The organism is Cloacibacillus evryensis DSM 19522, from assembly GCF_000585335.1.
In the GTDB taxonomy this organism is placed as follows: Bacteria; Synergistota; Synergistia; order Synergistales; family Synergistaceae; genus Cloacibacillus; species Cloacibacillus evryensis.
Map to the genome: position 1 here is coordinate 3,379,919 of NZ_KK073872.1, position 23,578 is coordinate 3,403,496.

Consider the following 23,578-nt stretch of genomic DNA (forward strand, 5'->3'; position numbering starts at 1 on the left):
TCATGACGCATCCCAAAATATCCCCGGAACTGATCGCGCGCGCCGCCGCCCTCTCCACCCCGGAACTCTGCGACGGCATGGAGCCATTCCGCGCCATGCATTACGAGATAAAGCCGCTTGTGGGAGATCGTGTCGTCGGGCAGGCCTTTACCGCCGACCTGCCGATGGGCTCCTCGGAGCTGGCAGCCCGCATGATAGACGAGGCCGGGGCGGGCGACATCCTTGTCCTCGCGGGGCGCGGGGACTGCCGCGGCTCGCTGTGGGGAGACTACAAGAGCCTCTGCGCCTCGCTGAAAAAGATCGGCGGCGTCGTGATAGACGGCGCGCTGCGCGACATCGCAGGCTGCCGCGAAATCGGGCTGCCGGTATTTGCCCGGGCAGTCGTCTGCGGCGCGGTGAAGAAGAGCGATTACGGCGCGCTGGGCGTGACGGTCTCCTGCGGCGGCGTCTCCGTGCGCCCCGGCGACCTGATCGCGGGCGACGCTAACGGCGTCGTCGTGCTGCCCTATGAGGAAGAAGAACTGGCGAAGATACTCGACCGCGCGGAAAAGAAAAAAGCGGCGCAGGAAGAAAAAGAGCGGAAACTGCTGTCCGCGGAAATATAGCGCGAACGCGGCAGGTAACGGGTAATTTTAAAAGGGCGCGCGGCGCGGCGTGACCGTTTGCCTGCCGCAAGTCATTCCATCAGCGCCATGCAGCCTTTGATATTTCTTTCCCTGTCGATGTCGACGACCTTCACGCGCACGCCGAAACACTCACTCACCGACTTCTCCGTTATCACCTCGGAGGGCGCGCCCCAGGCGGAGATCGTCCCGCCCTTGAGCATCGCCGCGAGGCTCCCCGCGAGAAACGCCTGCTCGGGCGCGTGCGTCGCCATGATGACGCTGATGCCCCTCTCCGCGGAGAGCTTTTTCACCGACTTCAGCACCCTCATCTGATTGCCGAAGTCGAGGTGCGAAGTCGGCTCGTCGAGCAGCAGAAGCTCGGGTTCCTGCACCATCGCCGCGGCGAAGAGCACCATCTGACGCTCGCCGCCCGAAAGTTCGGTACAGTTCTTGTATTCGAGATGTTCGATGCCGAGCTCCGCGAGCGCCGCCCGGACCATCTCGTAATCCCTATGATCGGGCTGGTCGAAAAAGGCCTTGTGCGGCGTGCGTCCCATCGCGGCGATGTCGCGCACGGGGAAGGGGAATACGGGGGCCGCGCTCTGAGGTATGTAGGCGACGCGGCGCGCGAACTCCTTACGGCGCATGGTCCTGATACTCGCGCCGTCGATGCGGATCTCTCCGGCGCCGGGGACAAAGATCCCCGCGAGGCACTTGATCAGCGTCGATTTGCCGGCGCCGTTCGGCCCCAGCAGACACAGCACCTCGCCCGCCTCGAGCGTAAAGGTTATTTCCTCAAAGACCCGCCGTCCGCCGTAGGCGAAGGCGAGATTTTCAACGGAGAACCTCATCCGCGCCACCCCGCGCGCCGCCGCATGAGCAGCATCGCGAAAAATGGCGCGCCGATGAGCGAGGTGAGTATCCCCAGCGGTATCTCGTTCATCGTGAGGGCGCGCGCCGCGTTGTCTATCAGGATAAGATAGATGCCGCCGAGCGATATGCAGGCCGGCAGCAGGCGGCGGTAGTCGGAGCCGACGAGCAGCCGTCCCACGTGCGGGATCACCAGGCCGACCCAGCTTATCGTGCCGGCGAGGCAGACCGCGAGGCAGGAGAGCAGCGTGCAGACGAAGATCACCGCGCCCCGTTCAAGAGTGGTGTTCACGCCGAGCGCGCGCGCCTCCTCATCCCCCAGCGCGAGAAGATTGATGCGCCAGCGGCAGAGATAAAGCGCGCCCATGCCCGCGGCGAAAGCCGGCAGCGTCCACGAGAGGTCGCCGGCGCTGACGCGCGAGAGCGAACCCATGAGCCAGAAGATGATCGAGGGCAGTTTGTCGTAGGGATCGGCGATGTATTTGAGCGAAGAGAGCAGCGCCTGAAAGAAGGCCCCCACGATGATGCCCGAAAGGACGAGGACCAGAACGGGAGCGCCCTTAAAGAACCGCGCCATCGTATAGGCGGCGAAGACCGCGAGCATCCCGAAGCATATCGCCGAAGCCTGTAAATAGACGCCGCCGTTCGTCAGCAATATCGCGAGCGCCGCGCCGAAGCCCGCGCCGTAAGAGACGCCCAGGATGTCAGGCGAGACGAGCGGGTTCTTGAAAATACCCTGGAAGATCGCCCCCGAGACCGCGAGAGAGGCGCCGACGAAGAAGGCCGCGGTGATGCGAGGCAGCCGTATCTGGAAAAAGACCGTCTCCATCGTCTGCGGCCACGTCTTTTCCAGCGGGAAAACGGCGGAGAGCAGCATCTTGCAGAGCGTCTCCACCGGTATGCCGTAGCGCCCGATGAGCAGCGAAAGGACGAAAGAGGCGGGAACGGCCAGCGCCAGCCCCGTCTCTATCATAAACTCGTTTTTGCCGTCTCCGGGCTTCAGCATCAATGCTTTCCCTTATACGGCACGCCGTAGAAGGTCGTGTAGAACTCCTGCACGGCTTTATTCATATCGATATCCTTGAAACGTTCGGGATAGAGCTTCTTCGCCATCCAGAGCTCGCCGAGCGCCATCGACTCGGGGCAGGGATGTCCCCACGGCTTCACATACTCCGGCGTTTCGTAGACACGGCGGTCTTTGACGGCCTTGATCGGGGCCCAGGCCGCGCCCTTCGTGATCTCGGGGAGGACCTTCGCCGCGTAGCGGTCCTGCACGAAGATCACCTGCGGGTCCCACTTCAGTATCTGCTCCATATTGACGGCCTTGTAGCCGGAGATGTCGCGCGCGACGTTGATGCCGCCGGCGCGGTCCATGATCACGCCCACATACTTGCCGCTGCCATAGGTGTGGAGGTCCGGGTTCGCCATATAGCAGGTTATCTTTTTATTGTCGGGGATCGCCGAGAGTTTGTCTCCGACGATCGCGCGCTTCTCGGCGACGAAATCGTTGAGCTTCCTGGCCTCTTTCTCTTTGCCGTAGATCTCGCCGAGCAGATTGACGCCCATCCTCATGCCGATCGTGTAGGCCTTGTCGGGATTTTTCAGCTTCGGGTTCAGCTTAGAGGCCTCTTCAAAATCGGCCTGATAAAGCGAGACCGCGACCACGGGAATGCCCGCCGCCTCTATCTTCTTCAGCGTATCCTGGGGGAAATAATGCGTGACGATGACGAGGTCGGGATTCGTCTTCAGCAGCTCCTCCATATTGACCTCGGTCAGAGTGCCGACCTGCGGCAGCTTTTTGATCGGCGGATAGATATCCGCGATGCCGGGGAAGAGCAGCCCCTCCCAGCCCTTCATCACGCCTGCGAGGCGGTTCCCCGCCTGCAGCTCGAGCGTGATGTCGAGCGCGTGGTGCATGAGGCAGACGACGCGTTCCACCTTCTGCGGGATCACGACGCTGCGGCCGAGCTGATCGACGACGACGCGTTTCCCGGCGGGAACGTCGGCGGCAAGAGCCGAGGCGGCGACGAGAAGCGTAAGAGCGATTGTGAAAAACAGACGAACGATTTTGTGTTTCATGCAAATACCTCCAATATATGATATCAAGTTGCAATTATAGCACCGGCGGCGGGATTTATATACGGCCGACTGAAACTTCGCACGCCAATAAAGCGGCTCGCACCCTGAAAAATCAATATCCGGCCACTATAAAGGAGACCTTTTTTATACGAGGCTTTAAAGGCGTAGCTGGCGGTTACGCCGGATGGCGCGTATAATCGAACGGTTCTCTAAGAATTAAAAACGCATCGCGGGATAATAGATGTACAATATAACCGCCGTCTTAACAATCTGATGGAGGGGAGATTCCATGACGAAAAAGACGATAAAAGTTTGTATGGCCGGATTTGGCAACGTTGGAGTACGATTCACGCGGCTGCTGCTGGAAAAGGAACGCGAGCTGCGCGAGGATTACGGCTGCGGGATATTGGTCACCGGCGTCTGTACGCGCAGCAAGGGTACGATGATGAACCCGCGCGGCCTTGACCTCGGCGCGCTTCTGATAATGAACGAAGAGCTGGGGCGCTTCGACTCGGAACATCCTGATTTTGTCTCCGGGTGCGACACTCACGGGATGATCGCCGCCGCCGGGGCGGACCTTTTCATAGAACTCAGCACCCTGTCGATCGGAGACGGAGAGCCCGCCGCGAGCTACATCAGAGAGGCTTTCGCGAACGGCATGGACGTCATCACCGCGAACAAGGGGCCGGAAGCCTGGTGCTTCGACGAACTGAAAACGCTCGCCGAAGCCGCGGGGAAAAAATTTCTCTACGAGACCATCGTGATGGACGGCGCGCCCGTCTTCAACATGGCGCGCGCGGGGCTGCGCGGAAACAGGATCCTCGCGCTGCGCGGCATCCTCAACTCCACCACGAACTTCATCCTCGGCGAACTTGAAAAGGGCGGCAACCTGGCTGACGCCGTCGCCGAGGCGCAGCGGCTGCAGTTCGCCGAGGCGGACCCCTCGATGGATATCGACGGCTGGGACGGGGCGGCGAAGATATGCGCGCTTGCCAACATCCTCATGGACGCCCGCCTGACGCCGAAGGACGTGAAGGTCAAAAGCCTCGCGGGAACGTCGGCCGCCGATGTGAAGGCCGCCGGAACCGAAGGATGCCGCATCAAATATATCTGCGGCGCGCGGCGCGCCGACGACGGGAGCGTGGAGCTCTCCGTGGAGCCGCGGCGGCTGCCCTTTGACGACCCGCTCTGCTCCGTGGGGGGACGCTCCTCGGCCCTCATCTTTTACACCGATCTCGCGGGAGAGATAATGCTCATCGAGCGCGACCCGGATATACTGCAGACCGCCTACGGCGTCTACAGCGACCTGATGACGCTGATAGAGGATAAATAGAGCCGCGCAGGCTATAAAAAAAGAGGGGCGGTCCCGCGAAAGGCCCGCCCCCTTTTTTTGCCGTCGGGATTACCCTTGTGTAGCTGGCGGCGTGATGGTAGAATTACATACACGATATTCGCCGGTCAGTCAAGGGTTGTCTCCCTTAAATATAAAAAACTGACGCGGCGGGCCCGTGTTCTTAAATATGCCGTTTAGACTGACGACAGAAGGAGTTTTTATCTATTATGTCAAGCGAAGACAGGATACGTTTTTCTTTTTTACTTATTATCACGATAATCGTCTTTACCATGAATGTGCGGCTGATGACGCCGGCCGACCGCCGGGGCCTCGGCGAGCTGGACGCCATTTTCGACGGCTACCTGACGTCGACGGCGCGCCAGTGGGCGGAGGCCTCTCCCCCGGATATGGGAGAGGCGCGGATCGCGGAGTCGGACCGCTAAGGATGCGGAGGGAGGCGCGCCTCCCTCCGCTTTTTTGATCCCTTTTTCCGCGGCGGAGGCGGCAAACTTTTGACCGAAACATCTGGCAGCCCGCGCTGCCGGGCGGGGCGGCGCCGCGGAAGACTATTTTTCGTCAGGCGGCCGCCTTTCCGGCGGTCGTTTGCTTCGGCGTGATTATCTTTTCTTCCGGCTTTTCGTCCTGCCGCTCTTTTGAGGGGCGGGCAGCGGCCTCTGTTCGGAAAACCACTGCGCGAGTCCGCTGGCGCTCATCGCGGCGTCTTTTTTAAGGATTATCGAGGGATGTTTTTTTATCATCTTTTTAGCCATGCCAAGGTCTTTTAGCTTGGGGCAGTCCGCTAGCTGCACCGTTTTTTTGTTTTTTAGCCTGTGAAGGTAGTTTTCCAGCACTCCCAGGTCGGTATAGGTGAGTTCGTCAGGCAGTTCCGGTTCATGAAAATCGGGAGTTTGGGATAGGTCCGCCAGCGAGCGGAATGAATCTATAGATAGCTCCTCCGCGATTTTCAGCGCCAGCATCGCGCAGCCTTCGGCGTCAGAGCCCGCGTGATGCGGGCGCAGCGTGATGCCGTAGCGCCCGCACAGCGCCTCGAGGTTGTATTTGTTGTTTTCTCCGTGGATATCCGCCCTCTGGGCCAGGTCGAGGGTGCAGAGGTGTCCGTATTTTTGATACCTGTATTTTATCCGGTAGCTGCAAAGTATCGCGTCCAGAGTCAGCGCGTCGTCGCGGAAGCTGTGCGCGGCGAGAGGACGCCCCTCGATGTCGGGGAATATCTTTTCCCAGACCTTGTCGAAGGTGGGCGCGCCCTCCACGTCGAGGGATGTGATGCCGTGTATCTCCATCGCCTTTTTCTGAAAGTAGAACACGCGCTGCGGCGGCCTGACGAAAAACTCGCGGGATCGTACGATCCTGCCCCGTTCTACCGTGCATATCCCCACTTGGCAGACGGAGTTCTGGCTGTTGTTGGCCCGCTCGAAATCGATCGCCGTGAAGGTGAATTCGTCGCTTTGCGGCAGGTTTTTCTGGACGTTGATTATCATTTGCGGCTTCCTTTATATCTCATAAATTTTACGCGAAGCGGCCTCGCCGGACGCCGGCGCGGATCAATCCGCCGGCAGGCTGTCCTTTAAATAAGGCCTCGTCACGGAGCTTGCGCAGGCGAGCATTTCCCGCGGCTCTCCGTGGAAGATCACTTTGCCGCCGGAGCCGCCGCCGCCTGGCCCCATCTCTATTATATAGTCAGCCTCTTTCATGACGTCGACGCTGTGCTCGACGAGAAACAGAGTGTTGCCGGCGTCGGTCATCTCGTCCCAGAGCTTCATCAGCGTCTTTATGTCGTCAAGGTGCAGTCCGTCGGTGGGCTCGTCGAGGATGAAGATGGAGCCCCGCAGCGCGAGATGCGAGGCGAGCTTGACCCGCTGCAGTTCGCCGCCGGAAAGGGTCGTCATCGACTGGTTGAGGTGGAGGTAGCCGAGGCCGACGCGCCGGAGCGAAAGGAGTTTTTCACAGAGCGGTTTGCCGGCGAAGAATTCCGCCGCTTCGTCCACGGTCATGTCCATCACTTCGGCGATGTTCTTCCCGTTATAAGTGTAGGCGAGCGCCTCTTTGGAGTAGCGCTTCCCGCGGCATAGGTCGCAGACCGTTTCGATGGAGTCCATAAAGGCCATGCCGGATACGATCGTGCCGGAGCCGCCGCAGGCGGGGCAGCCGCCCTTGGAGTTGAAGCTGAACCAAGCGGCGGCCACCTTATTTTCTTTCGCGAAGAGCGCGCGTATCTCGTCGGAGATGTCGAGGTATGTCGCGGGCGTGGAGCGGAGGTTGATGCCGATGTTTTTCTGCCCGATGAAGATAGTATCCTCGGGACAATCCCTCTGGAATGATTCCATCAGCGAGCTCTTGCCGGAGCCGGCGACGCCGGCGATCACCGTCATCACGCCGAGCGGCAGTTTGACGGTGACGTTTTTCAGGTTATGCAGCGAGGTCGGCCCCAGCGTGAACCAGCCGGTCGGCCGCCGCAGATTCTCTTTGAGCGGGCTTTTCTTTTTCAGCAGGCGTCCGGTAAGGGTATCGGAGGCGAGAAGCTCTTCGTAGCCGCCCTCGAAAATGATGCGGCCGCCCGCGCTCCCGGCACCCGGCCCCATGTCGACGATATGGTCGGCGAGCTTGATGACTTCGCGGTGGTGCTCGACGATGAGCACGGTGTTGCCGTGATCCCGCAGCGCGCAGAGGGAATCTTTGAGAAGGCTGATGTCTTTGGGATGAAGGCCGACGCTCGGCTCGTCGAGGACGTAGGCCATGTCCGTCAGCGCCGAGTTGATGTATTTGGCGATCTTGATCCGCTGTGCCTCGCCGCCGGAAAGGGTGCCGGTGCCGCGCGAGAGCGAAAGATAGCCGAGGCCGATCTGAACGAGCGCGCCGAGGCGGCGTCCGAGCTCGCGCTTGATGTCCGCCGCCATCGGGTCGCTTATCGAGGCGACGAACTCCATCGCCTCCGGTATGGCCATCGCCGTGACGTCGGCGATGTTTTTGCCGTTGATAAGGCAGCTGCGTACCTTTTCGTTGACGCGCGAGCCGCGGCAGTCGGGACATTCGTAGCTGCTGACCATCTTGTCGAGGATGTGGCGGAAGCGTTTGCCCTCTTTTGTCGTGATGATGCTGCGGTACATGCGCGGGTATATCCCCTCGAACTTTGCGGACTTCGGCCAGTTGGCCGGCGGGTTTTTCAGCCTTATCTGCGGCGAATGGAGGAAGAGCTCCAGCTCCTCGGGGCTATAGTCCCTGATCTTCTTGTCGAGGTCGAAGAGGCCGCTGTAGGCGTAGCGCTTCCAGCGCCAGAGGCCGAGGCCGAAGGTGGGAAAGTGGATCGTGTCCTCGTCGTTGAGGCTTTTGTTGAAATCCACGAGCTTGTGGATGTCGAGATCGTTGACGATGCCGAGGCCGTCGCAGCGCGGGCACTTTCCGGCCGGATGGTTGAACGAAAAGACATCGGAGTAGCCGATAAAGGGCCGGCCGACGCGTGAAAAGAGCAGGCGCAGGATCGAATAGATATCGGTGTAGGTGCCGACCGTCGAGCGTGTGTTGGCCGCCGGCTTTTTCTGGTCGATGACGATCGTCACCGGCAGGTTGGCGATGCGCTCCACCTCGGGGCGTCCGTATTTTGGCAGATACTGCTGCACGAAGCTTGGGAAGGTCTCGTTCAGCTCGCGCCGCGATTCCGCGGCGATGGTGTCAAGGCAGAGCGACGATTTCCCCGAGCCCGAGACGCCGGTGAACACGGTCACGACCTTTTTGGGGATCTTGACGGAGATGTTTTTGAGGTTGTTTTCAAAGGCGTTTGTTATTTCGATAAATTCATGAGCCATTCTATTTTCCACTCCATTTGCTGCCGAAAGATTGCGGCTCCCTGCGCCGCCGCGGATCGCCGCGTTTGTCCGATAATCGGAGGCGAACTCTTGACATAGCTCGCATTAAATGTTCCAATATTCACTAAGGCGGATGACGCCTCCTTAATATAAAACAGAAGAATAACATAACTCCTAAGGGGGAAAAAGACAATATGAAAATATTAGCGTTACAGGGCAGTCCTCGTCTGCGCGGAAACACGGCGATCCTGCTATCCCAGTTTGTAAACGGTGCCCGTGCCGCCGGCAGCGACGTTGAGGTGATAAACCTGCAGGAGCAGAGTATCCATCCCTGCGACGCGTGCGACATGTGCGAGTGCGGCGAGCGAGATTTTTGCGTATATAACGACTCGATGCGCGAGGTGATGAAAAAGATCAAAGAGGCCGACGCCCTGGTCTTCGCGACGCCGGTATGGTGGACGGGCGCCTCTACGCTCACCAAAATATTCCTTGACCGCCTTTACGGTTATAAGACGCGTAAATACTTTGAGGGCAAGGGCGTATTCCTCATCACGACATATTTTGACAACCACGCCCATGAACAGCCGCTTCCGGGCGCGGATATCGTCGGCTATGTGTTCCAGTCCGTGTCGGATTTCACCGGCATGGAATTTCTGGGCCATCTGCGCTCCGCGGTAACGGGGACCGTTTTGGAGAATACGTCGATACTCGATAAGGCGTTTACAGAGGGAAAGAAATTCGCGAAGGTGATAACTGCGGCGAAATAAAAATTTAATCTGAATTTAGAATGATTTAAAGTTCGTCCCCTTCGATTTTCTTAAAGATCGAAGGGGACTTTATTTATGAGATATTATTGTAAGGGTTTTATGCGGCCTAAACAAAAAATATCTTGCATAAAAAATAAATATAGGCTGTTTAGTGAGTTATTGAATAAAATTAAGCAGATTTTTGGGCGGTTATGATTGCATACATCTGGGCGTTTGGGTTATGATTCCTGATAAAACAACCGTCAATCAGAGGATTTATGCATATATCTGTAAGTGCAATTTGTGATTGCCTTAAAATATTAAGTAAAAACTAATAAAGTCGTTTTTTAAAATATTTTATTCAATAGATTGCGGCTATTATTTAGGTTTTTAGAATATTGTGATATAATCCCTTTGGAGCAAGGTGTTATATTTTAATTGACCTTTTGGTCAAAATATAAGAAAGTATGGTGATCTACATGAAGAAATTGGCGGTATTTTTACTTTTTGTTTCTCTGTTGGCCGTAACCTCGGCGCCCGCGGCGGCGGCTCCCACGCCGAAAGCGGGATGGCCCGCGCAGCTTAAGTTTATGGCCGGACCTCCCGGCGGCAACTGGTTCGCGCTTGGCAGCTCCCTGGCCGATATGTGGTCGAAAAACACGATATCAGTAACCAGCAGCACCGGCGGCGGCGTCTCGAATATCATCAACGCCAACGGACATAAGGGCGATTTCGGCTTCTCCGTCACCTCGCTCCTCGGCGCGGCCATCAAGGGAGAACAGGACTTCATGGGCCGCCCCGCGAAAAACGCGGCGATCCTCGCGAACCTTTACACCCAGTACACCTACTTTATTATGCGTAAGGATTTTGCCGCAAAGAACAAGATAACGAAGCTCGGCGATATCTTTGATAAAAAGATCCCCGTCAAGATGGCAACTCTGAAGCCGGGCACCTCTTCGGAATTCGTCGTGAAGTCGCTCTTCATGAAGGGCTATGGCGTGACCTATAAAGACATCAAGAAGATGGGCGGCTCGATGGAATTTGCCTCATACGAGGGCGGAGCCGACCTCATCGCCGACGGACATATCGACCTCTTTATCTTTTCTGTGGGCAAGATCGCTTCGATCGTCATGAACATTGAAAGCAAGGCCGACATCGTCTGCCTCCCCGTTGACGACAGCGCGCTCAAGGCGCTTGCCGACGCCTACGGCACGGTCACCTTCACGATCGAGCCCGGCACCTATAAGAGCGTTAAGAAGCCCGTCAAGACCGTCGGCGACTATACCTGCATCGTCGTCCGCAATGACATTCCCGATTCGCTCGCCTACGACCTCTGCAAGTCCCTCTGGGAAAACAAGGCGAACCTCGCGAAGGCTGTGAAGGACATCGACGAACTGACGCCGCAGATCGCGGTGCCGAATGGCGTCCCGACACAGGCCGGCGCGCTGAAGTTCTGGAAAGAACAGCAGGCCAAGACGAAAAAGTAACGCCCCGGCGCGAACCTTTCTCTGAAGCGGAGGGGGCATCCCCTCTGCTTCTCTTCCCTCATTTTTATGAACCATAGACGGCGTTTCCCGCCGTTATTCGATCTGATGCCGGACAGCCCATCATGTTTAGGCCAGGAGTGTGTATAAATGCGAAAATTAAGCGGATCAAGTCAGAAATTTATGTACGTCTATTTTGTGGTTATAGGCCTCTTTCATCTCTATACCTCCGTTTTTGGAGCCTATGAATCCTACCTCCAGAAAAATATCCACCTCGGGCTCGTCCTCCCGACGGCCTTTTTCCTCTTCCCGATGTTCAAGAAGGCCCCGATGGACCGGGTCCCCCTCTATGACTGGGCGCTGGGGGCCATCTCCGCGATCCCCTCTATCTATGTCATCCTCAACTATGATGAAATCGTCATGCGTATCCAGCAGGTCGACCCGCTGACGGCGGCCCAGTTCTGGTGCGGTATACTTCTTTTCGTGCTGCTTCTCGAGGGCACGCGCCGCGTGGTCGGGCTTCCCCTTACGATCATCGCCTTCCTTTTCGCGGCATACATGTATTTCGGACAGTCTCTGCCCGGCATCATGAAGGGGCTTTCATTCTCCATGTCCGAAGTGGTCGAACAGGTCTATCTCACCGATGAGGGAATATTCTCCATGCCTCTCGGCGTCTCCGCGACTCTGGTCGCCGCCTTCCTCATCTTTGGCGGCTTTCTTGAAAAATGCGGCACCGGCCCCTATTTTATGGAGGTGGCGCAGGCCTTTACCGGCACGGCTCCCGGCGGCCCGGCCAACATCGCCGTCATGAGCTCCTGCCTCTTTGGCTCGATCTCCGGCTCCGCGGTCGCAAATGTCTACGGCACCGGCACCTTCACCATACCGCTTATGAAAAAGATCGGCTATCCCGCGCACTTTGCGGGGGCGGTCGAGGCGGTCGCGAGCTCCGGCGGCCAGATAATGCCGCCGGTCATGGGCGCGGGGGCCTTCCTTATGGCCTCCTTCCTCGGCGTTCCCTTCGTCGACATCATCATCGCGGCGATCACTCCGGCGATCATCTACTACGCGGCGGTCTTCCTCATGATCCGCCTCGAGGCGATGAAGCGCGGGCTCAGGGGGCTCTCTCCCGAGGAGCTGCCGGATAAGAGACAGGTGCTGAAAAAGGCCTACCTTTTCCTGCCGATCATCGGCCTTGTCTACTTCCTCTTCGTCGGGATGACGCCGATGCGCGCCGCGGCGATCGGAGTCGTCATCTCCTGGCTCGTTTCACTGCCGCAGCCCGATAAGCGCATGGGGCCGAAGGCGGTGATCGACGCCATTTACGGCGGCGTCAAGAATATCACCCTCGTCTGTGTCGCCTGCGCGACGGCGGGGATAGTCCTTGCCTCCGTATCCCTGACCGGCGTCGGCGTCAAGCTTGTCGGCCTTGTGCTGGCCTTTACGAGCGGCATTCCTCTTCTCGCGCTCTTCCTCGTCATGATAGTATCGCTCATCCTCGGCATGGGGCTTCCGACGACGGGCGCCTACATCCTCGCCTCGGCGCTCGGCGTTCCTATCCTCACAAAACTTGGCTTCCCGGCGATCTCGGCGCACATGTTTGTCTTCTACTACGCGATAATCTCGAACATCACGCCGCCTGTCGCCCTCGCGGCGTACGCGGCGGCTTCGATCGCGGGTTCCGAGCCTAACAAGACGGGCTTCACCGCATGCAAGCTCGGCTTCCTCGCCTTCGTGACCCCGTTTGCCTTCTGTTACGATCCGGGGATACTTTTGCAGGGCTCGATGGCGACGAACCTTTACGGCATCCTCGCCTGCGTCGTCGCCTGCTTCGGCTTTGGCTTCGCGATGATGGGATACCTGAACAGGAACCTCGTCCTCTGGGAGAGGCTGGTATTTGTCGTCTTCGCCGTCATGGGGCTCTCCCCGAGCCGCCTGATCACCACGGTCGGCGCCGTCGGCGTGATCGTGACCTGGATAATTTTATTGAAGATGGGAAAGAAAGAGGGCCAGACTCCGGCGGCGGCATAGACCCTTTCTCCTTTGAAAAGACAACGATAAAGACGGCGGGCCCGTGCGGCCCGCTATCTTCTTAGGAAAAACCAATAATCGCCGCTAAGTTCCTTTATTTCAAAGGGGCCGTGCCTTGAACAGAGGGAGAGCAGAGCGCGGTTTGAAAAATCGGCCGCGATCACGTCCTCGCTCCGCAGCAGCCCCTTATTGAAATGTGCCATCGCCGCCAGCACGGAGGCGCAGCGCCTCGCCCACGGCGCCACGCCGCAGCCGAGAACGTAGGTTATCCGCCGCCCCTCGTCAAGGAGGCCCGAGAGCGTGTGCTTGATCTCACGCAGAGGGGGCGTTTCGCCGGCGGCCTCCCCGTAGCTGAAAATCGCGCGGAAGAGCGCGCCGTTCTCGTCGCGCAGCCTGCGGTAATCGACCATGTACTCATAAGCGGCAAGCCTGCCGCCGGCGGTCGCCCCAAAAAGCCCCTTCTGCGCCGCGCAGTATGCGAGAGTCCTTTCAATACGGACGCGCATCAGCGATATCATCTCCGCGCGTGAATAACCTTGATATAGAAGGGCGTAATAAGAGTTGTCGGCCATACAGAGGGCCGCCAACGCCGCCGCTTCCGCCGCCTTCTCCGGCGCGAGCGCCTCCACGCCGGTCCTTTTTGCATCTTTCATCCTCGCCGGGCTCCTCTCTGTTGTTTTCAAAAATATTTTAAGTTATTGGACTATAAAAAGCGAGGCTTGCCAATTATCCGTAAAGCCTATAAAATGTCAGCTATGAAGAAGATGATCGTTCCGACTTCCGCCAATAAATCATGTTGTTGCTGTACGGTTTTTCATCCAAAAACCGTATGGCCGGCGCGGCTGTACGCATAGAGCCGCGGGCGAGTATCTTTCTACCTTATATAAATTATAGATATACCAAAGGGCCTGTCGCGAGACAGGCCCTTTTTTATCATCCGGGAGGGAATTTGAATGGGGATATGGAGAAACATACAAAGTGACTATACGGCTGCGAGGCGGAATGATCCGGCGATTCCCGCGGGATTCCGCGGTTTTCTTGAGGTGGTATTCTGTACGCCTGGTTTTCTCGCGATAACCGCGCACCGCGGCATCCACTACCTTCACACGCGCTGGCGCGTCCCCGTGCTGCCGCGCTTTATCTCGCTGATCGTGCGCTGGTGGACGGGGATAGAGATCCATCCCGCGGCACAGATAGGCGAAGGGTTTTTTATCGACCACGGCGCCGGCGTCGTTATCGGCGAGACGACGATCGTCGGCAAAAACGTCACCCTTTACCAGGGAGTCACCCTCGGCGGCACCGGCAACGAAAAGAGCCATAAACGCCATCCGACCCTCGGCGACAACGTCTTTGTCGGCAGCGGGGCAAAAATACTCGGGCCGATCGTCGTCGGCTCAAACTCACGCATCGGCGCCAACAGCGTCGTGCTGAAAAACGTCCCGGAGAACGCCACCGTCACCGGTATGCGGGCGCGTATCGTCAAGGTCGGCGGCAGGCCGGTCAGCAGCGCGGGGGCGGCGCTTTCGCCCGAAGAGCTGCTGGCGCGCATCATTCGCCTGGAAGAGGAGCTGTACTACCTCCAGCGTGAATTTAAACAGTGCCGCGGGGATGAGGTCGAAGAAGAGACGGAAATTTCGGATGAGCTGGAGATTGAGGTGTCCCACAAGTAAGGAGCGGTACTCCCGAAAAAACTGATAATCATCTCTGATATATCAAAATAAGTGCTCATTTTATGATAGTGTGATATTTCTGAAAGAGATATAGCGTGTTGTTAACGTTAAAATGATCCTCCCGCATGATAAGGCCTTCTTTATTGCGGCGAGGATCTTTTTCTTGCCGCGGGATTGTTTTTTGTAAGCAACGACCCATTGTTTAATCGGTGGTCGTTTCTGTGATCAAGATTTTAATAAATATAAAGGCAAGGGGGTTGTTCCAAAGTACACAGAACAAAACATAATTATTTTAGATTCAATAAAACTATAGAAATATCTGGTTGATGCAACATTGTTGATTTTTTGAGAAAAATATTCTAACGTTGACACAATTGCTCTTCTGATATATCTTGTATTCAATAAAACCGCCACATAATTTTACATAAATGTATATAGGTATAAGCACCGTATAGGCTTTTTCGGCCAAATTTGGCCGTATTTAATAAAAAGCAGAATTTGAAGGGAGAGGTACCAGTAATGAAGAAGTTTGCAATACTCATGACAGCAGTCATCGTATCCGCCATGATGGCGACGGCGGCAATGGCGGCGGAACAGATCACATTACGTTTTGCCGGTCAGCAGCCCACAGAGCATCTTTGCACAAAGATGATGCGCGATTTCGCGAAAGAGATCGAGCAGAAGACGAAGGGCCGCGTCAAAATCACAGTATTCCCCGCAAACCAGCTCGGCAGCTATGAGCTCGTCATGGAAGAGCTTATCCGCGGCACGGTAGACATGTCTGTGACATCGTTCGCCAGCGGCTTTGACCCCCGTTTCGACGTTATCTACACGAACGGCATCGTCAGCAGCTATGCCGAAGCCAAGAAAGTCTTCACTCCCGGCGCCTGGCTCCCCAACAAACTCGTCGAACTCGGCAAACCCCTCGGCGTCAACGTCCTCGGCTCCTATGTCGAAGGCATGATCGGCATCGCCTCCACGAAGCCGCTTAAAGAACCCCTCAACCCGAAGGTCGACAAGGGCGTCCTCGTCCGCGTCGCCAACATGGACGTTTACAACCTCGGCGCGAAGGCTATGGGCTTCCGCACGATCACCATTCCCTGGGCCGACATCTATCAGTCGCTCCAGACCGGCGTCTGCGACGCGGTCGACGGCATGTCCACAGCCGCCGCTTACACGACGCTGGGCGACGTTATGAAGTACTGGTACGCCACAAACTACTCTTTCGAGTACCTCCCGCTGATGGTCAGCGAAAAGGCGTGGAAGAAGCTCTCCCCCGAAGATCAGAAGATTTTCAGGGAAGCCGCGAAAAACTTCACCCTCAAATCGATCAGCACCGCCGAGTCTGAAGATACGAAATACATGAAGCTGATGGAGAAGAAGGGCATCAAGGTCCACAAGTATTCGGCGAAGGAACTCAAGCCCATCAAAGACGCCTGCGTCGGTATCTGGGACGAGCTCGGCAAGAGGGGACTTACTCCCGAACTCATGAAGGGACTCAGAGAGAACCTCGGCAAATAAAATTTCCGCGGCGCTTTTAATTTAAAAAGACGATAAAGGCCGGATAAGGGGCGTTTTGCCCTTTATCCGGCCTTTCATCATCGGAGATGAATAAACGAAGATAGGATTTTCGCCGCGGCGCCGCCCTGTCATTAGACAGGCAAACGCGTCAAGAAAGGTCAGGTAAATGGTAAACTGGGATTTACTCGGTTGCAGGAGAAAAGGTAAATTGCGGTTTAGCGGGCACTCGCAAAAAACAATTTATCGATATTCAGCGATTGCGGTTTACGCTTTTAAAGGCCCCCTCGCCGAGGGGGCCAGGGAGCCAAATCAGTGTTTTTCTGATTTGTGCGAATCGGCTGGTAGTTACACCAGGGCTGGCTCGGCGGTGTTTTTCCGCCGAGACTGGAGGAGGCTTGACCTTGGGTTTTGTTTTGATTTTAGCCTTACCATCTTCCGCATCTTCCGCGGCTGTCGCCGCGGGCTCCGTTCGGCGCGAAAACCGCGCGCCAAACGGAGCAACACTCCTTCCGTCATGACGCGGAAAAACACCGCGTCATGCCACCTCCCTCGGCGAGGGAGGCTTTAAAGGCATAAATCGCTGTTTATCTTTTCCCTACAATCGCGTAAATCGGCGTTTAGACGTGCCGGATGCTAAATAACTTACCCTCTGAGTACCGGAGCCGTATTGGTCATACGGCGATTGCAAGGCAAAGTTTCCCGTCATTAGCGGGGAACTCTTTTCAAATTATCCACATTGCCGCGGCATGCGGGTGCGTTTGCCGCAGGACACTCAGAGGGCAAGTTATGACGCAGACGGCGCGTATAAACGCCGATTTACCCTCTGTTGACCTGTTGATGCGTCTGTCGAGGCTGTAAAGTTATTTTACTTGACACCAGTCGCTTCTTTTGTTATTATGCTCGGGTTGACTGGGGAGCGTGATTGTTGTGGCGGAAAAGGATTCTTTGGACCAGCGTATCAGGGACGGGCTTCTGCTCGACAATTACGGCGCGCTGCTCACCGGGAAGCAGCGGATGGCCTGCGCAATGATACTCCTGCAGGATCTCTCGCTCTCGGAGGCGGCGGAGACGCTCGGCGTTTCGCGGCAGGGCGTGCACGACCTCATCACGCGCGCGCGCGAACATATGGAGGGCTATGAAAGTTCTTTCGGCCTGATCGCGCGCCGTCAGCAGACGGACAAAATGGAGCAGATGCTTGAAGAGAACAGGGAGCGTCTGCCGGAAGATTTTTATACGACATTCAAAAAAATCCTTGAGGCGTAGGTGACGGCATGTTTGACTCATTGAAGGAACGTTTTGAAAATATATTTTCCAGCCTCCGCGGCAAGGGAAAACTTTCGGAAGAGGATATAAATCTCGCTCTGCGCGAAGTGCGCCGTGCCCTGCTTGAGGCCGACGTCAACTATAAGGTCGTAAAGGACGTCGTCGAGGCGATCCGGGCGCGCGCCACGGGACAGCAGGTCCTCGAGTCGATAACCCCGTCGCAGCTTATTTTCACGATAGTCTATGAAGAACTGATAAAGATAATGGGAGAGGCCCCCGCGCCGCTCGTCATCTCGCCGAAGCCGCCGACGGTATACATGATGGTCGGCCTTCAGGGTTCCGGTAAGACCACCACCACGGTAAAGATCGCGCGCCGGATGTCGAAGGGGCACAAGCCCCTCGTCGTCGCCTGCGACCTGCGCCGGCCGGCGGCCGTAGAGCAGCTGCGCGTGCTCGCGGAGAAGGCGAACATCCCCTTCTTCGGTCCCGAAGCCGGCGAGACCGACCCGGTGGCGGTCGCGCGCAAGTCGCGCGCATACGCGGAGTCGCGCCTCTGCGACATGATACTGCTGGACACCGCGGGACGGCTGCAGATGGACGACGAGCTCATGCACGAGCTCGAAGCCATGAAGGCGGCGACCGCTCCGACGGAAATACTGCTTGTAGTCGATTCGATGACCGGGCAGGAGGCTGTCAACGTCGCGGGAACCTTCCACGAGCGCCTCGGCCTCACCGGCGTCGTGCTGACGAAGCTCGACGGCGACGCGCGCGGCGGCCCCTCGCTTGCGGTGCGCGCCAGCACGGGCGTGCCGATAAAGCTTGCCGGCTGCGGTGAAAAGACGGAAGACCTTGAAGTATTTGACGCGCGCCGCATGGCGCAGCGCATCATCGGCATGGGGGATATGGAAGGGCTGCTGGAAAAGGTGCAGTCCGCCACCTCGGAGTCCGATATAGAGCGGATGACCGAGAGCCTCAAGAAGAACCGCTTCACACTTGAGGACATGCTGATGCAGCTGCAGCAGATAAAGAAGCTCGGCCCCCTGGAAAAGGTGCTTGAGATGCTCCCGATACCAGGCGCGAGCAAGGCGCTGAAAAACGCCGATCTGGACCCGAAACGCATGAAACAGACCGAGGCCGTCATCCTCTCGATGACGACAAAGGAACGCCGCAATCCCGAGATAATCAAGGGCAGCCGCCGTAAGCGGATAGCCCAGGGCTCGGGCACATCGGTGCAGATGGTGAACCAGGTGCTCGCGCAGTATGAACAGATGAAGGGCATGATGAAGACCTTCGGCAAGATGTCGGGGGGTAAGGGCGGATTCAAGATGCCTCCGGGAATGGGCGGCATGATGAAGGGCAAAAGAGGTTTTTTCCGCTGAACAAGGATTGACTCGGAGAATAAAATCCCCGTTTTCAATATAAAGCTTTAAGAGAAAATAACACAGGAGGTGTTAGCGCAAATGTCAGTTCGTATTCGTCTTTCCCGTCACGGGAAAAAGAAGGCTCCCTTCTATCGTCTGGTAGTGGCCGACTCTCATTCACCGAGAGACGGACGCTTCATCGAGATACTGGGCACATACAACCCGCTCATGGAGCCCGCGGAGATCAAAATAGACGCGGAACGTGCGGCCCACTGGCTGGCCAACGGAGCTTCTCCGTCGGACACAGCGAAGGTGCTGCTTAAAAAAGCGGGAATCATCGACGCTCCCGCAGCGGAATAGGTGGACGCAGGATATGGCAGACTATGTCGACCTCGTTGACCTGATAGTACGCCGGCTCGTCACCAAGCCAGAGGAGGTCTCCGTCGCGGAGGAACGCTCCGAGGCCGGCGCCATCCTTATCACGATAAGGGTGGCATCTGACGACATCGGCCGCGTAATCGGCAAGAAAGGTTCCACGATCAACGCCATCCGCCACGTAGCGAAGGCAGCTTCGATAAAGTCCGGCGAAAAGGTGGATGTTGATGTCAAAGAAGACTGAGGGGACCCCGGAGGATAGATGCGAAATCGGTAAGATCGTGGGAGTCCACGGCGTGCGCGGCGATATGCTGCTGCTGCCGCAGACGGACTTCCCCGAGCGGTTTCTGGGCATGAAAAAACTCGACGTGACAGTCGCGGGAAAGCCCATGCGCACCTTCAAGGTGAGCAGGATCGAGCCATACGAGGGAAAAAACACCTTCTTTCTTCGCCTTCAGGGCGTAGAGAGCCGCGACGCGGCGGAAGCCATGAAGGGAGCCGTCATCACGATCGCCAAGGACGAACGGGTGGATCTTGAAGAGGATGAATACTGGCTGGACGACATCATCGGCCTTGCGGTATTCGACCACGCCACGGGGGAGAGGCTCGGAGAAATAACGGAAGTTATGTACACGGGCAGCAACGACGTTTACGTCGTCAAGACCTCCGGGGGGACCTCGAAAGCGATACCGGCAGTCGCCGACGTGATAAAAAACGTTGATCCGGCAAACGGCACCATGACAGTAAATATTCCGGAGGGTCTGTGGGACTGATATGAAAATATCGATAGTCACCGCCTTTCCAGAGCTCATGCGCAGCTACCTTGCCGCCAGCGTCTTAGGACGGGCAGTCGCGGCGGGAAAGCTGGATGCCGGCGTTATCGACATCAGAGACTTTGCGGAGGGCGACTACCGGCAGATAGACGACTACTGTTACGGCAGCGGCGGCATGATGCTGATGGCGGAACCGCTTGCGAAGGCTCTGGCCTCCGTTTCGGAGGGCGGGAAGCCGTACGTCGTCTACCCGAGCCCGCAGGGGACGCACCTTTATCAGGAGCTTGTGGAAGACCTCTCGCGCAAAGAGCATCTGGTGATAATCTGCGGACATTACGAGGGCGTGGACGAACGTTTCACGCAGAAATACGTGGACATGGAGATATCGCTCGGCGACTTTGTGCTTACCGGAGGCGAAATGCCCGCGATGGCGATAGTCGACGCGGTCTCCCGCCTCATACCGGGAGTGGTCGGCAATAACTCCTCGGTCACCGAGGACTCCTTCTACAGCGGCATGCTCGACACACCGCATTACACGCGCCCGGCCGAATGGCGGGGAGAGCGTGTGCCGGAGGTGCTGACCAACGGCGACGCGAAGGCGATCGACCGGTGGCGCCGCCGCCGTTCCGTGGAGCGGACGCTTGACCGGCGGCCCGATATCGCGGCGAGGGCGGGGATAATTCCCTGGCTTTCCGGGGGAGCCTACGTGATGGAGGTGCACTATCCGGTGCTCGATAAACGCGGAGAAAAATCATCCACCGCGATAACGGGGATGGATCTGCACGATATCGCGCGCGCCTGCCGCACCTACGGAATAAAAAAATACCTGCTGGTGACGCCGCTCGCCCAGCAGCGTGAGATGGCAAAGCGGATCGCCGGACACTGGACGTCCGGCTGGGGATCGGAATACAATCCCGACCGCAAGGAGGCCTTCTCAACGCTGAAAATATTCGCCTCCGTCCAGAAGGCGCTGGCGTGGGTGCTCGAGAAGGAAAAGAGAGAGCCCTTCAAGATAGCCACCACGGCGAAACGTCACGCGGGAGCCCGGCACTGGCTCTCCCTTAAGAGGGAGATCCTTAAAAAGGACCACAGCCCGGTCTTCATGTTCGGGACCGGCTGGGGGCTTCACGACGAGGTAATGGATATCTCCGACGCGGTGATGACGCCGATAACGGGCGGCTGCGACGGCTGGAACCATTTATCCGTGAGAAGCGCCGTCGGCATAACGCTTGACAGGTTCTTCGGCTGGCGATAGGAGCCTTTGGCTCAAAAAGTAAAAAGAGAGGCGCGCGGGAGACCGCCCGTCCTTTCAAAAGATAAAAATCATCAAAAAAGATAATTAAAGAAGGAGGGAAAACCTTATGCAGGATCCCAGAATAGCTCTGGTTGAGAAGAAATTCCATAAAGACGCAGATTCGATTCCTGAATTTCGTTCAGGGGATACGGTCAAGGTCCACGTCAAAGTAAAAGAGGGAAACCGCGAGCGTATCCAGGTATTTGAGGGCGTAGTGATCGGCCGCCAGCACGGCGGTCTTCGCGAGAACTTCATCGTCCGCAAGATGTCGAACGGCGTCGGCGTGGAAAGAATCTTCCCCGTCCACTGCCCGTCGATCGACAAGATCGAAGTGACGCGCAAGGGCAAAGTCCGCCGCGCGAAGCTCTACTATCTCCGTAAACTCAGCGGAAAAGCCGCGAGAATCAAAGAGCGCAGAGACTTCAACTAAGTTTAAACGCAGCGCCAATACTAAGCGACTCACACAAAACGCGGAGGCTTTGCCTCCGCGTTTTGTGTGAGTCGCTTATAAACGCCGATTTACGCGATTGCGGGGAAAGATAAACTGGGGTTTATATTTTTAAGCCTCCCTCGCCGAGGGAGGTGGGCCGGCGCGCGATTTTGCGCCGGGTCGGAAGGAGTGTTGCACTGCGCGGCGCATGTTTTCCGCGCCACACAGTGCCCGCGGCGCAAGCCGCGGGAGAAGATAAGGCCAGAACAAAAACAAAACCCAAGGTCAACTCTCCCTCACCCCGCTTCGCGGGGAGCTCCCTCGGCTGAACAGAGTCCCGCAAACCGGACAACGCTATAAAAGCTCCCAAGGGTATCAAAAATTTATTCAATAAAGAGACTTCGATATTGCATCGGAGCCTTTTTCAATTTTATCTGTATCCTGTCGTTATTATAATACCTTATATATTTGTCTATAGCATCTTTGGCCTCCTCGTAGTTCTCCCATTTTTACTCGGTTGACGAGTTCTGATTTAATGTGACTAAAGAAGTTTTCTGCACAGGCATTATCCAAACAATTTCCTTTCCTTGACATCGAGACCTTGAGTCCGTATCTTTGTGTCAGGTTGAAATATGCATGGCTTGTATATTGAAACCCCTGGTCGCTGTGGAGGATTGGTCCATCAGCGACCACCTTATTATTATTTTCAAATGCTTTCTTCAATGTATCGGTTACTAACTTAATATTATTATTACGACTGATTTGATATCCCTGTATGGAATTATCAAAGAGATCTTTTATCATGGAGAGGAATATATTACCCTTTTTGTTCGTATATATGTAATATCAGTAACCAGTTTCTGGTTTGGTCTGTCGGAACGAAATTCTCTGTTCAGGATATTCTCATAGCTGTGGATATTTCCTGACATCACTTTAAACTTTTTCTTTTTTCTTATTTCCGCTTGAAGTCCCGCTTTTTTCATAACACGCCTTACCCTCTTATTGTTTACATGAATGCCAATGAAGTTGTTGAGCCACAGAGTCATTCGCCTGTACCCATAAGTGTTTTTGTTGATATTCTGTCACGTTCTTATTGCTTCTATGAGAGGAACGTCTTTATCTTCCATTCCACGCCGCCTTTAGCCAACTGTAGTATGTCGAACGAGATACGGACAAAAATCTACACATTACACAGACAGAATGTTTTGTTGAAAATTCAAAAATGATTCTGTATTTAATATTTCTTTCTATCACCACCTTTGCAGCTCTAAGGCTTTTTTAATACATCGACCTGCATTTCCAGCTCTTTAATCTTTTCTATGCTATTTGTAACTTCCAATTTCTTATCTGGACAGTCTTGTTTTGAACTAGAAATATCCCCTTGTTCGATAAATTCCTTACACCATCGTCTTAAAAGAGAGGGACTTGAAATGTTAAAAGATGAGGTAACATCTACCATAGTACGTCCCTCTTCTAAATGAGCCGAAACAGCTTCAAGTTTTACAGCCTTGCTGTAGGTTCTTTTTCCTTGTATCATCCAGTAAGTCCTTCTGTCCGCTCTTATATAAAGATATCCATGTTTTAACAGAATCATGACTAACACCAAGTTCTTCAGCAATCCGCCTTCGTGGAATTCCCTGTTTGTGCATCTCAATTGCTTTTATTCTTTCTTCTGTTTTACGTTTACGCATAGAAGAGCCCCCTTTATATGTAATATGTATTTAGTTTTATTATAATCCAGGGGCTTTATTTGGCTGCCCGATTTTCGGGACTCTGTTCACCCCGAGGGGGCTCCGGCGAAGCCGGTGGAGGAGGGGTGCGCCCGACATGCACATAAACTAGGCGGTGTAAGTCCGCTACAGGCATTGCAGTGTGAACTGTTAGCCAAAGGCAAGGGTGTCCATCGTGAGGTGGAATCTGAAGGA

General features: G+C 56.0%; 25 protein-coding genes and 1 pseudogene. 15 read left to right on the forward strand and 11 right to left on the reverse strand.

Annotation, left to right across the window (positions count from 1 at the left end; translation table 11 throughout):
- Positions 1 to 2: 2 nt before the first annotated feature.
- Positions 3 to 605 (forward strand): RraA family protein, encoded by a 603-nt coding sequence (locus tag CLOEV_RS15040; protein ID WP_051485156.1) that lies wholly within the window; start codon positions 3 to 5, stop codon positions 603 to 605.
- Between the two features lie 71 nt (positions 606 to 676).
- Here the strand turns inward: CLOEV_RS15040 and CLOEV_RS15045 are convergent, their stop codons facing one another.
- The 3 genes from CLOEV_RS15045 to CLOEV_RS15055 are packed head-to-tail and all read right to left on the reverse strand — an operon-like array spanning position 677 to position 3,554.
- Positions 677 to 1,456: an ABC transporter ATP-binding protein gene (locus CLOEV_RS15045; RefSeq protein ID WP_034446183.1), complete on the reverse strand. Its 780-nt coding sequence runs from the start codon at positions 1,454 to 1,456 to the stop codon at positions 677 to 679.
- Positions 1,453 to 2,481: a FecCD family ABC transporter permease gene (locus tag CLOEV_RS15050; RefSeq protein ID WP_008708742.1), complete on the reverse strand. Its 1,029-nt coding sequence runs from the start codon at positions 2,479 to 2,481 to the stop codon at positions 1,453 to 1,455. Before CLOEV_RS15050 ends, CLOEV_RS15045 begins: the two co-directional genes overlap by 4 nt.
- On the reverse strand, positions 2,481 to 3,554 hold the full coding sequence (locus tag CLOEV_RS15055) for an ABC transporter substrate-binding protein (protein WP_034444799.1): 1,074 nt from the start codon (positions 3,552 to 3,554) through the stop codon (positions 2,481 to 2,483). Before CLOEV_RS15055 ends, CLOEV_RS15050 begins: the two co-directional genes overlap by 1 nt.
- Before the next feature lie 289 nt (positions 3,555 to 3,843).
- Here CLOEV_RS15055 and CLOEV_RS15060 point away from each other — a divergent pair, with 289 nt between their 5' ends.
- On the forward strand, positions 3,844 to 4,887 hold the full coding sequence (locus CLOEV_RS15060) for a hypothetical protein (RefSeq protein ID WP_034444800.1): 1,044 nt from the start codon (positions 3,844 to 3,846) through the stop codon (positions 4,885 to 4,887).
- Positions 4,888 to 5,114: 227 nt separating this feature from the next.
- Positions 5,115 to 5,330, forward strand: coding sequence for a hypothetical protein (locus CLOEV_RS15065; RefSeq protein WP_008708748.1), 216 nt, complete (start codon positions 5,115 to 5,117; stop codon positions 5,328 to 5,330).
- A 174-nt stretch (positions 5,331 to 5,504) separates the two neighbouring features.
- Here the strand turns inward: CLOEV_RS15065 and CLOEV_RS16295 are convergent, their stop codons facing one another.
- Together CLOEV_RS16295 and CLOEV_RS15075 are read right to left on the reverse strand one after the other, a co-directional pair.
- Positions 5,505 to 6,386, reverse strand: coding sequence for an exonuclease domain-containing protein (locus CLOEV_RS16295; RefSeq protein ID WP_051485158.1), 882 nt, complete (start codon positions 6,384 to 6,386; stop codon positions 5,505 to 5,507).
- A 63-nt stretch (positions 6,387 to 6,449) separates the two neighbouring features.
- Positions 6,450 to 8,708 carry an ATP-binding cassette domain-containing protein gene (locus CLOEV_RS15075; protein ID WP_034444802.1) on the reverse strand — a complete coding sequence of 753 codons (2,259 nt, stop codon included), beginning with the start codon at positions 8,706 to 8,708 and terminating at the stop codon, positions 6,450 to 6,452.
- Positions 8,709 to 8,902: 194 nt separating this feature from the next.
- On the opposite strand from CLOEV_RS15075, the gene CLOEV_RS16300 reads away from it, so the two are divergent.
- The 3 genes from CLOEV_RS16300 to CLOEV_RS15090 all read left to right on the forward strand — a co-directional run bounded on the left by CLOEV_RS16300 (position 8,903) and on the right by CLOEV_RS15090 (position 12,966).
- A complete protein-coding gene (locus CLOEV_RS16300; protein WP_008708754.1) occupies positions 8,903 to 9,475 on the forward strand; it encodes a flavodoxin family protein in 573 nt (190 codons plus the stop codon).
- Between the two features lie 458 nt (positions 9,476 to 9,933).
- A complete protein-coding gene (locus tag CLOEV_RS15085) occupies positions 9,934 to 10,941 on the forward strand; it encodes a TAXI family TRAP transporter solute-binding subunit (protein ID WP_034446192.1) in 1,008 nt (335 codons plus the stop codon).
- A gap of 147 nt (positions 10,942 to 11,088) precedes the next feature.
- Entirely contained in the window at positions 11,089 to 12,966 is a 1,878-nt protein-coding gene (locus CLOEV_RS15090) for a TRAP transporter permease (protein ID WP_034444804.1), read from the forward strand.
- Between the two features lie 53 nt (positions 12,967 to 13,019).
- On the opposite strand, the gene CLOEV_RS15095 is transcribed toward CLOEV_RS15090, so the two are convergent.
- Positions 13,020 to 13,619 carry a hypothetical protein gene (locus tag CLOEV_RS15095; RefSeq protein WP_034444806.1) on the reverse strand — a complete coding sequence of 200 codons (600 nt, stop codon included), beginning with the start codon at positions 13,617 to 13,619 and terminating at the stop codon, positions 13,020 to 13,022.
- A gap of 300 nt (positions 13,620 to 13,919) precedes the next feature.
- Here CLOEV_RS15095 and epsC point away from each other — a divergent pair, with 300 nt between their 5' ends.
- From epsC to rplS, 9 genes are all read left to right on the forward strand, one after another.
- Entirely contained in the window at positions 13,920 to 14,636 is a 717-nt protein-coding gene (epsC, locus tag CLOEV_RS15100) for a serine O-acetyltransferase EpsC (protein WP_034444808.1), read from the forward strand.
- A 519-nt stretch (positions 14,637 to 15,155) separates the two neighbouring features.
- Entirely contained in the window at positions 15,156 to 16,157 is a 1,002-nt protein-coding gene (dctP, locus tag CLOEV_RS15105; RefSeq protein WP_034444810.1) for a TRAP transporter substrate-binding protein DctP, read from the forward strand.
- A gap of 927 nt (positions 16,158 to 17,084) precedes the next feature.
- The gene (locus tag CLOEV_RS15110) at positions 17,085 to 17,420 is read left to right on the forward strand and encodes a sigma factor-like helix-turn-helix DNA-binding protein (protein WP_008708780.1); all 336 of its coding nucleotides are present in this window, start codon (positions 17,085 to 17,087) and stop codon (positions 17,418 to 17,420) included.
- An 8-nt stretch (positions 17,421 to 17,428) separates the two neighbouring features.
- Positions 17,429 to 18,799, forward strand: a complete 1,371-nt coding sequence (ffh, locus tag CLOEV_RS15115; RefSeq protein WP_008708781.1) for a signal recognition particle protein — start codon at positions 17,429 to 17,431, stop codon at positions 18,797 to 18,799.
- 81 nt (positions 18,800 to 18,880) lie between these two features.
- On the forward strand, positions 18,881 to 19,141 hold the full coding sequence (rpsP, locus tag CLOEV_RS15120) for a 30S ribosomal protein S16 (protein ID WP_008708782.1): 261 nt from the start codon (positions 18,881 to 18,883) through the stop codon (positions 19,139 to 19,141).
- A gap of 13 nt (positions 19,142 to 19,154) precedes the next feature.
- Positions 19,155 to 19,400 carry a KH domain-containing protein gene (locus CLOEV_RS15125; RefSeq protein ID WP_008708783.1) on the forward strand — a complete coding sequence of 82 codons (246 nt, stop codon included), beginning with the start codon at positions 19,155 to 19,157 and terminating at the stop codon, positions 19,398 to 19,400.
- On the forward strand, positions 19,384 to 19,929 hold the full coding sequence (rimM, locus tag CLOEV_RS15130) for a ribosome maturation factor RimM (RefSeq protein ID WP_008708784.1): 546 nt from the start codon (positions 19,384 to 19,386) through the stop codon (positions 19,927 to 19,929). Before CLOEV_RS15125 ends, rimM begins: the two co-directional genes overlap by 17 nt.
- Position 19,930: 1 nt before the next feature.
- Positions 19,931 to 21,184 carry a tRNA (guanosine(37)-N1)-methyltransferase TrmD gene (gene trmD, locus CLOEV_RS15135; RefSeq protein ID WP_034444813.1) on the forward strand — a complete coding sequence of 418 codons (1,254 nt, stop codon included), beginning with the start codon at positions 19,931 to 19,933 and terminating at the stop codon, positions 21,182 to 21,184.
- A gap of 106 nt (positions 21,185 to 21,290) precedes the next feature.
- Positions 21,291 to 21,653: a 50S ribosomal protein L19 gene (gene rplS / locus CLOEV_RS15140; protein ID WP_034444815.1), complete on the forward strand. Its 363-nt coding sequence runs from the start codon at positions 21,291 to 21,293 to the stop codon at positions 21,651 to 21,653.
- A gap of 383 nt (positions 21,654 to 22,036) precedes the next feature.
- On the opposite strand, the pseudogene CLOEV_RS17630 reads toward rplS, so the two are convergent.
- The 5 genes and pseudogenes from CLOEV_RS17630 to CLOEV_RS16660 all read right to left on the reverse strand — a co-directional run.
- Positions 22,037 to 22,147, reverse strand: a pseudogene (locus CLOEV_RS17630) (IS3 family transposase); the annotation flags it as partial.
- Positions 22,104 to 22,493 (reverse strand): DDE-type integrase/transposase/recombinase, encoded by a 390-nt coding sequence (locus CLOEV_RS17635; RefSeq protein WP_425393620.1) that lies wholly within the window; start codon positions 22,491 to 22,493, stop codon positions 22,104 to 22,106. The gene CLOEV_RS17635 and the pseudogene CLOEV_RS17630, both read right to left, overlap by 44 nt.
- Complete coding sequence (locus CLOEV_RS17640) at positions 22,454 to 22,729, reverse strand: IS3 family transposase (protein ID WP_425393621.1); 276 nt, start codon at positions 22,727 to 22,729, stop codon at positions 22,454 to 22,456. Before CLOEV_RS17640 ends, CLOEV_RS17635 begins: the two co-directional genes overlap by 40 nt.
- Before the next feature lie 191 nt (positions 22,730 to 22,920).
- Positions 22,921 to 23,190: a transposase gene (locus tag CLOEV_RS15150; RefSeq protein ID WP_034444817.1), complete on the reverse strand. Its 270-nt coding sequence runs from the start codon at positions 23,188 to 23,190 to the stop codon at positions 22,921 to 22,923.
- Positions 23,147 to 23,344 (reverse strand): helix-turn-helix domain-containing protein, encoded by a 198-nt coding sequence (locus CLOEV_RS16660; RefSeq protein ID WP_084482490.1) that lies wholly within the window; start codon positions 23,342 to 23,344, stop codon positions 23,147 to 23,149. Before CLOEV_RS16660 ends, CLOEV_RS15150 begins: the two co-directional genes overlap by 44 nt.
- Positions 23,345 to 23,578: the final 234 nt, after the last annotated feature.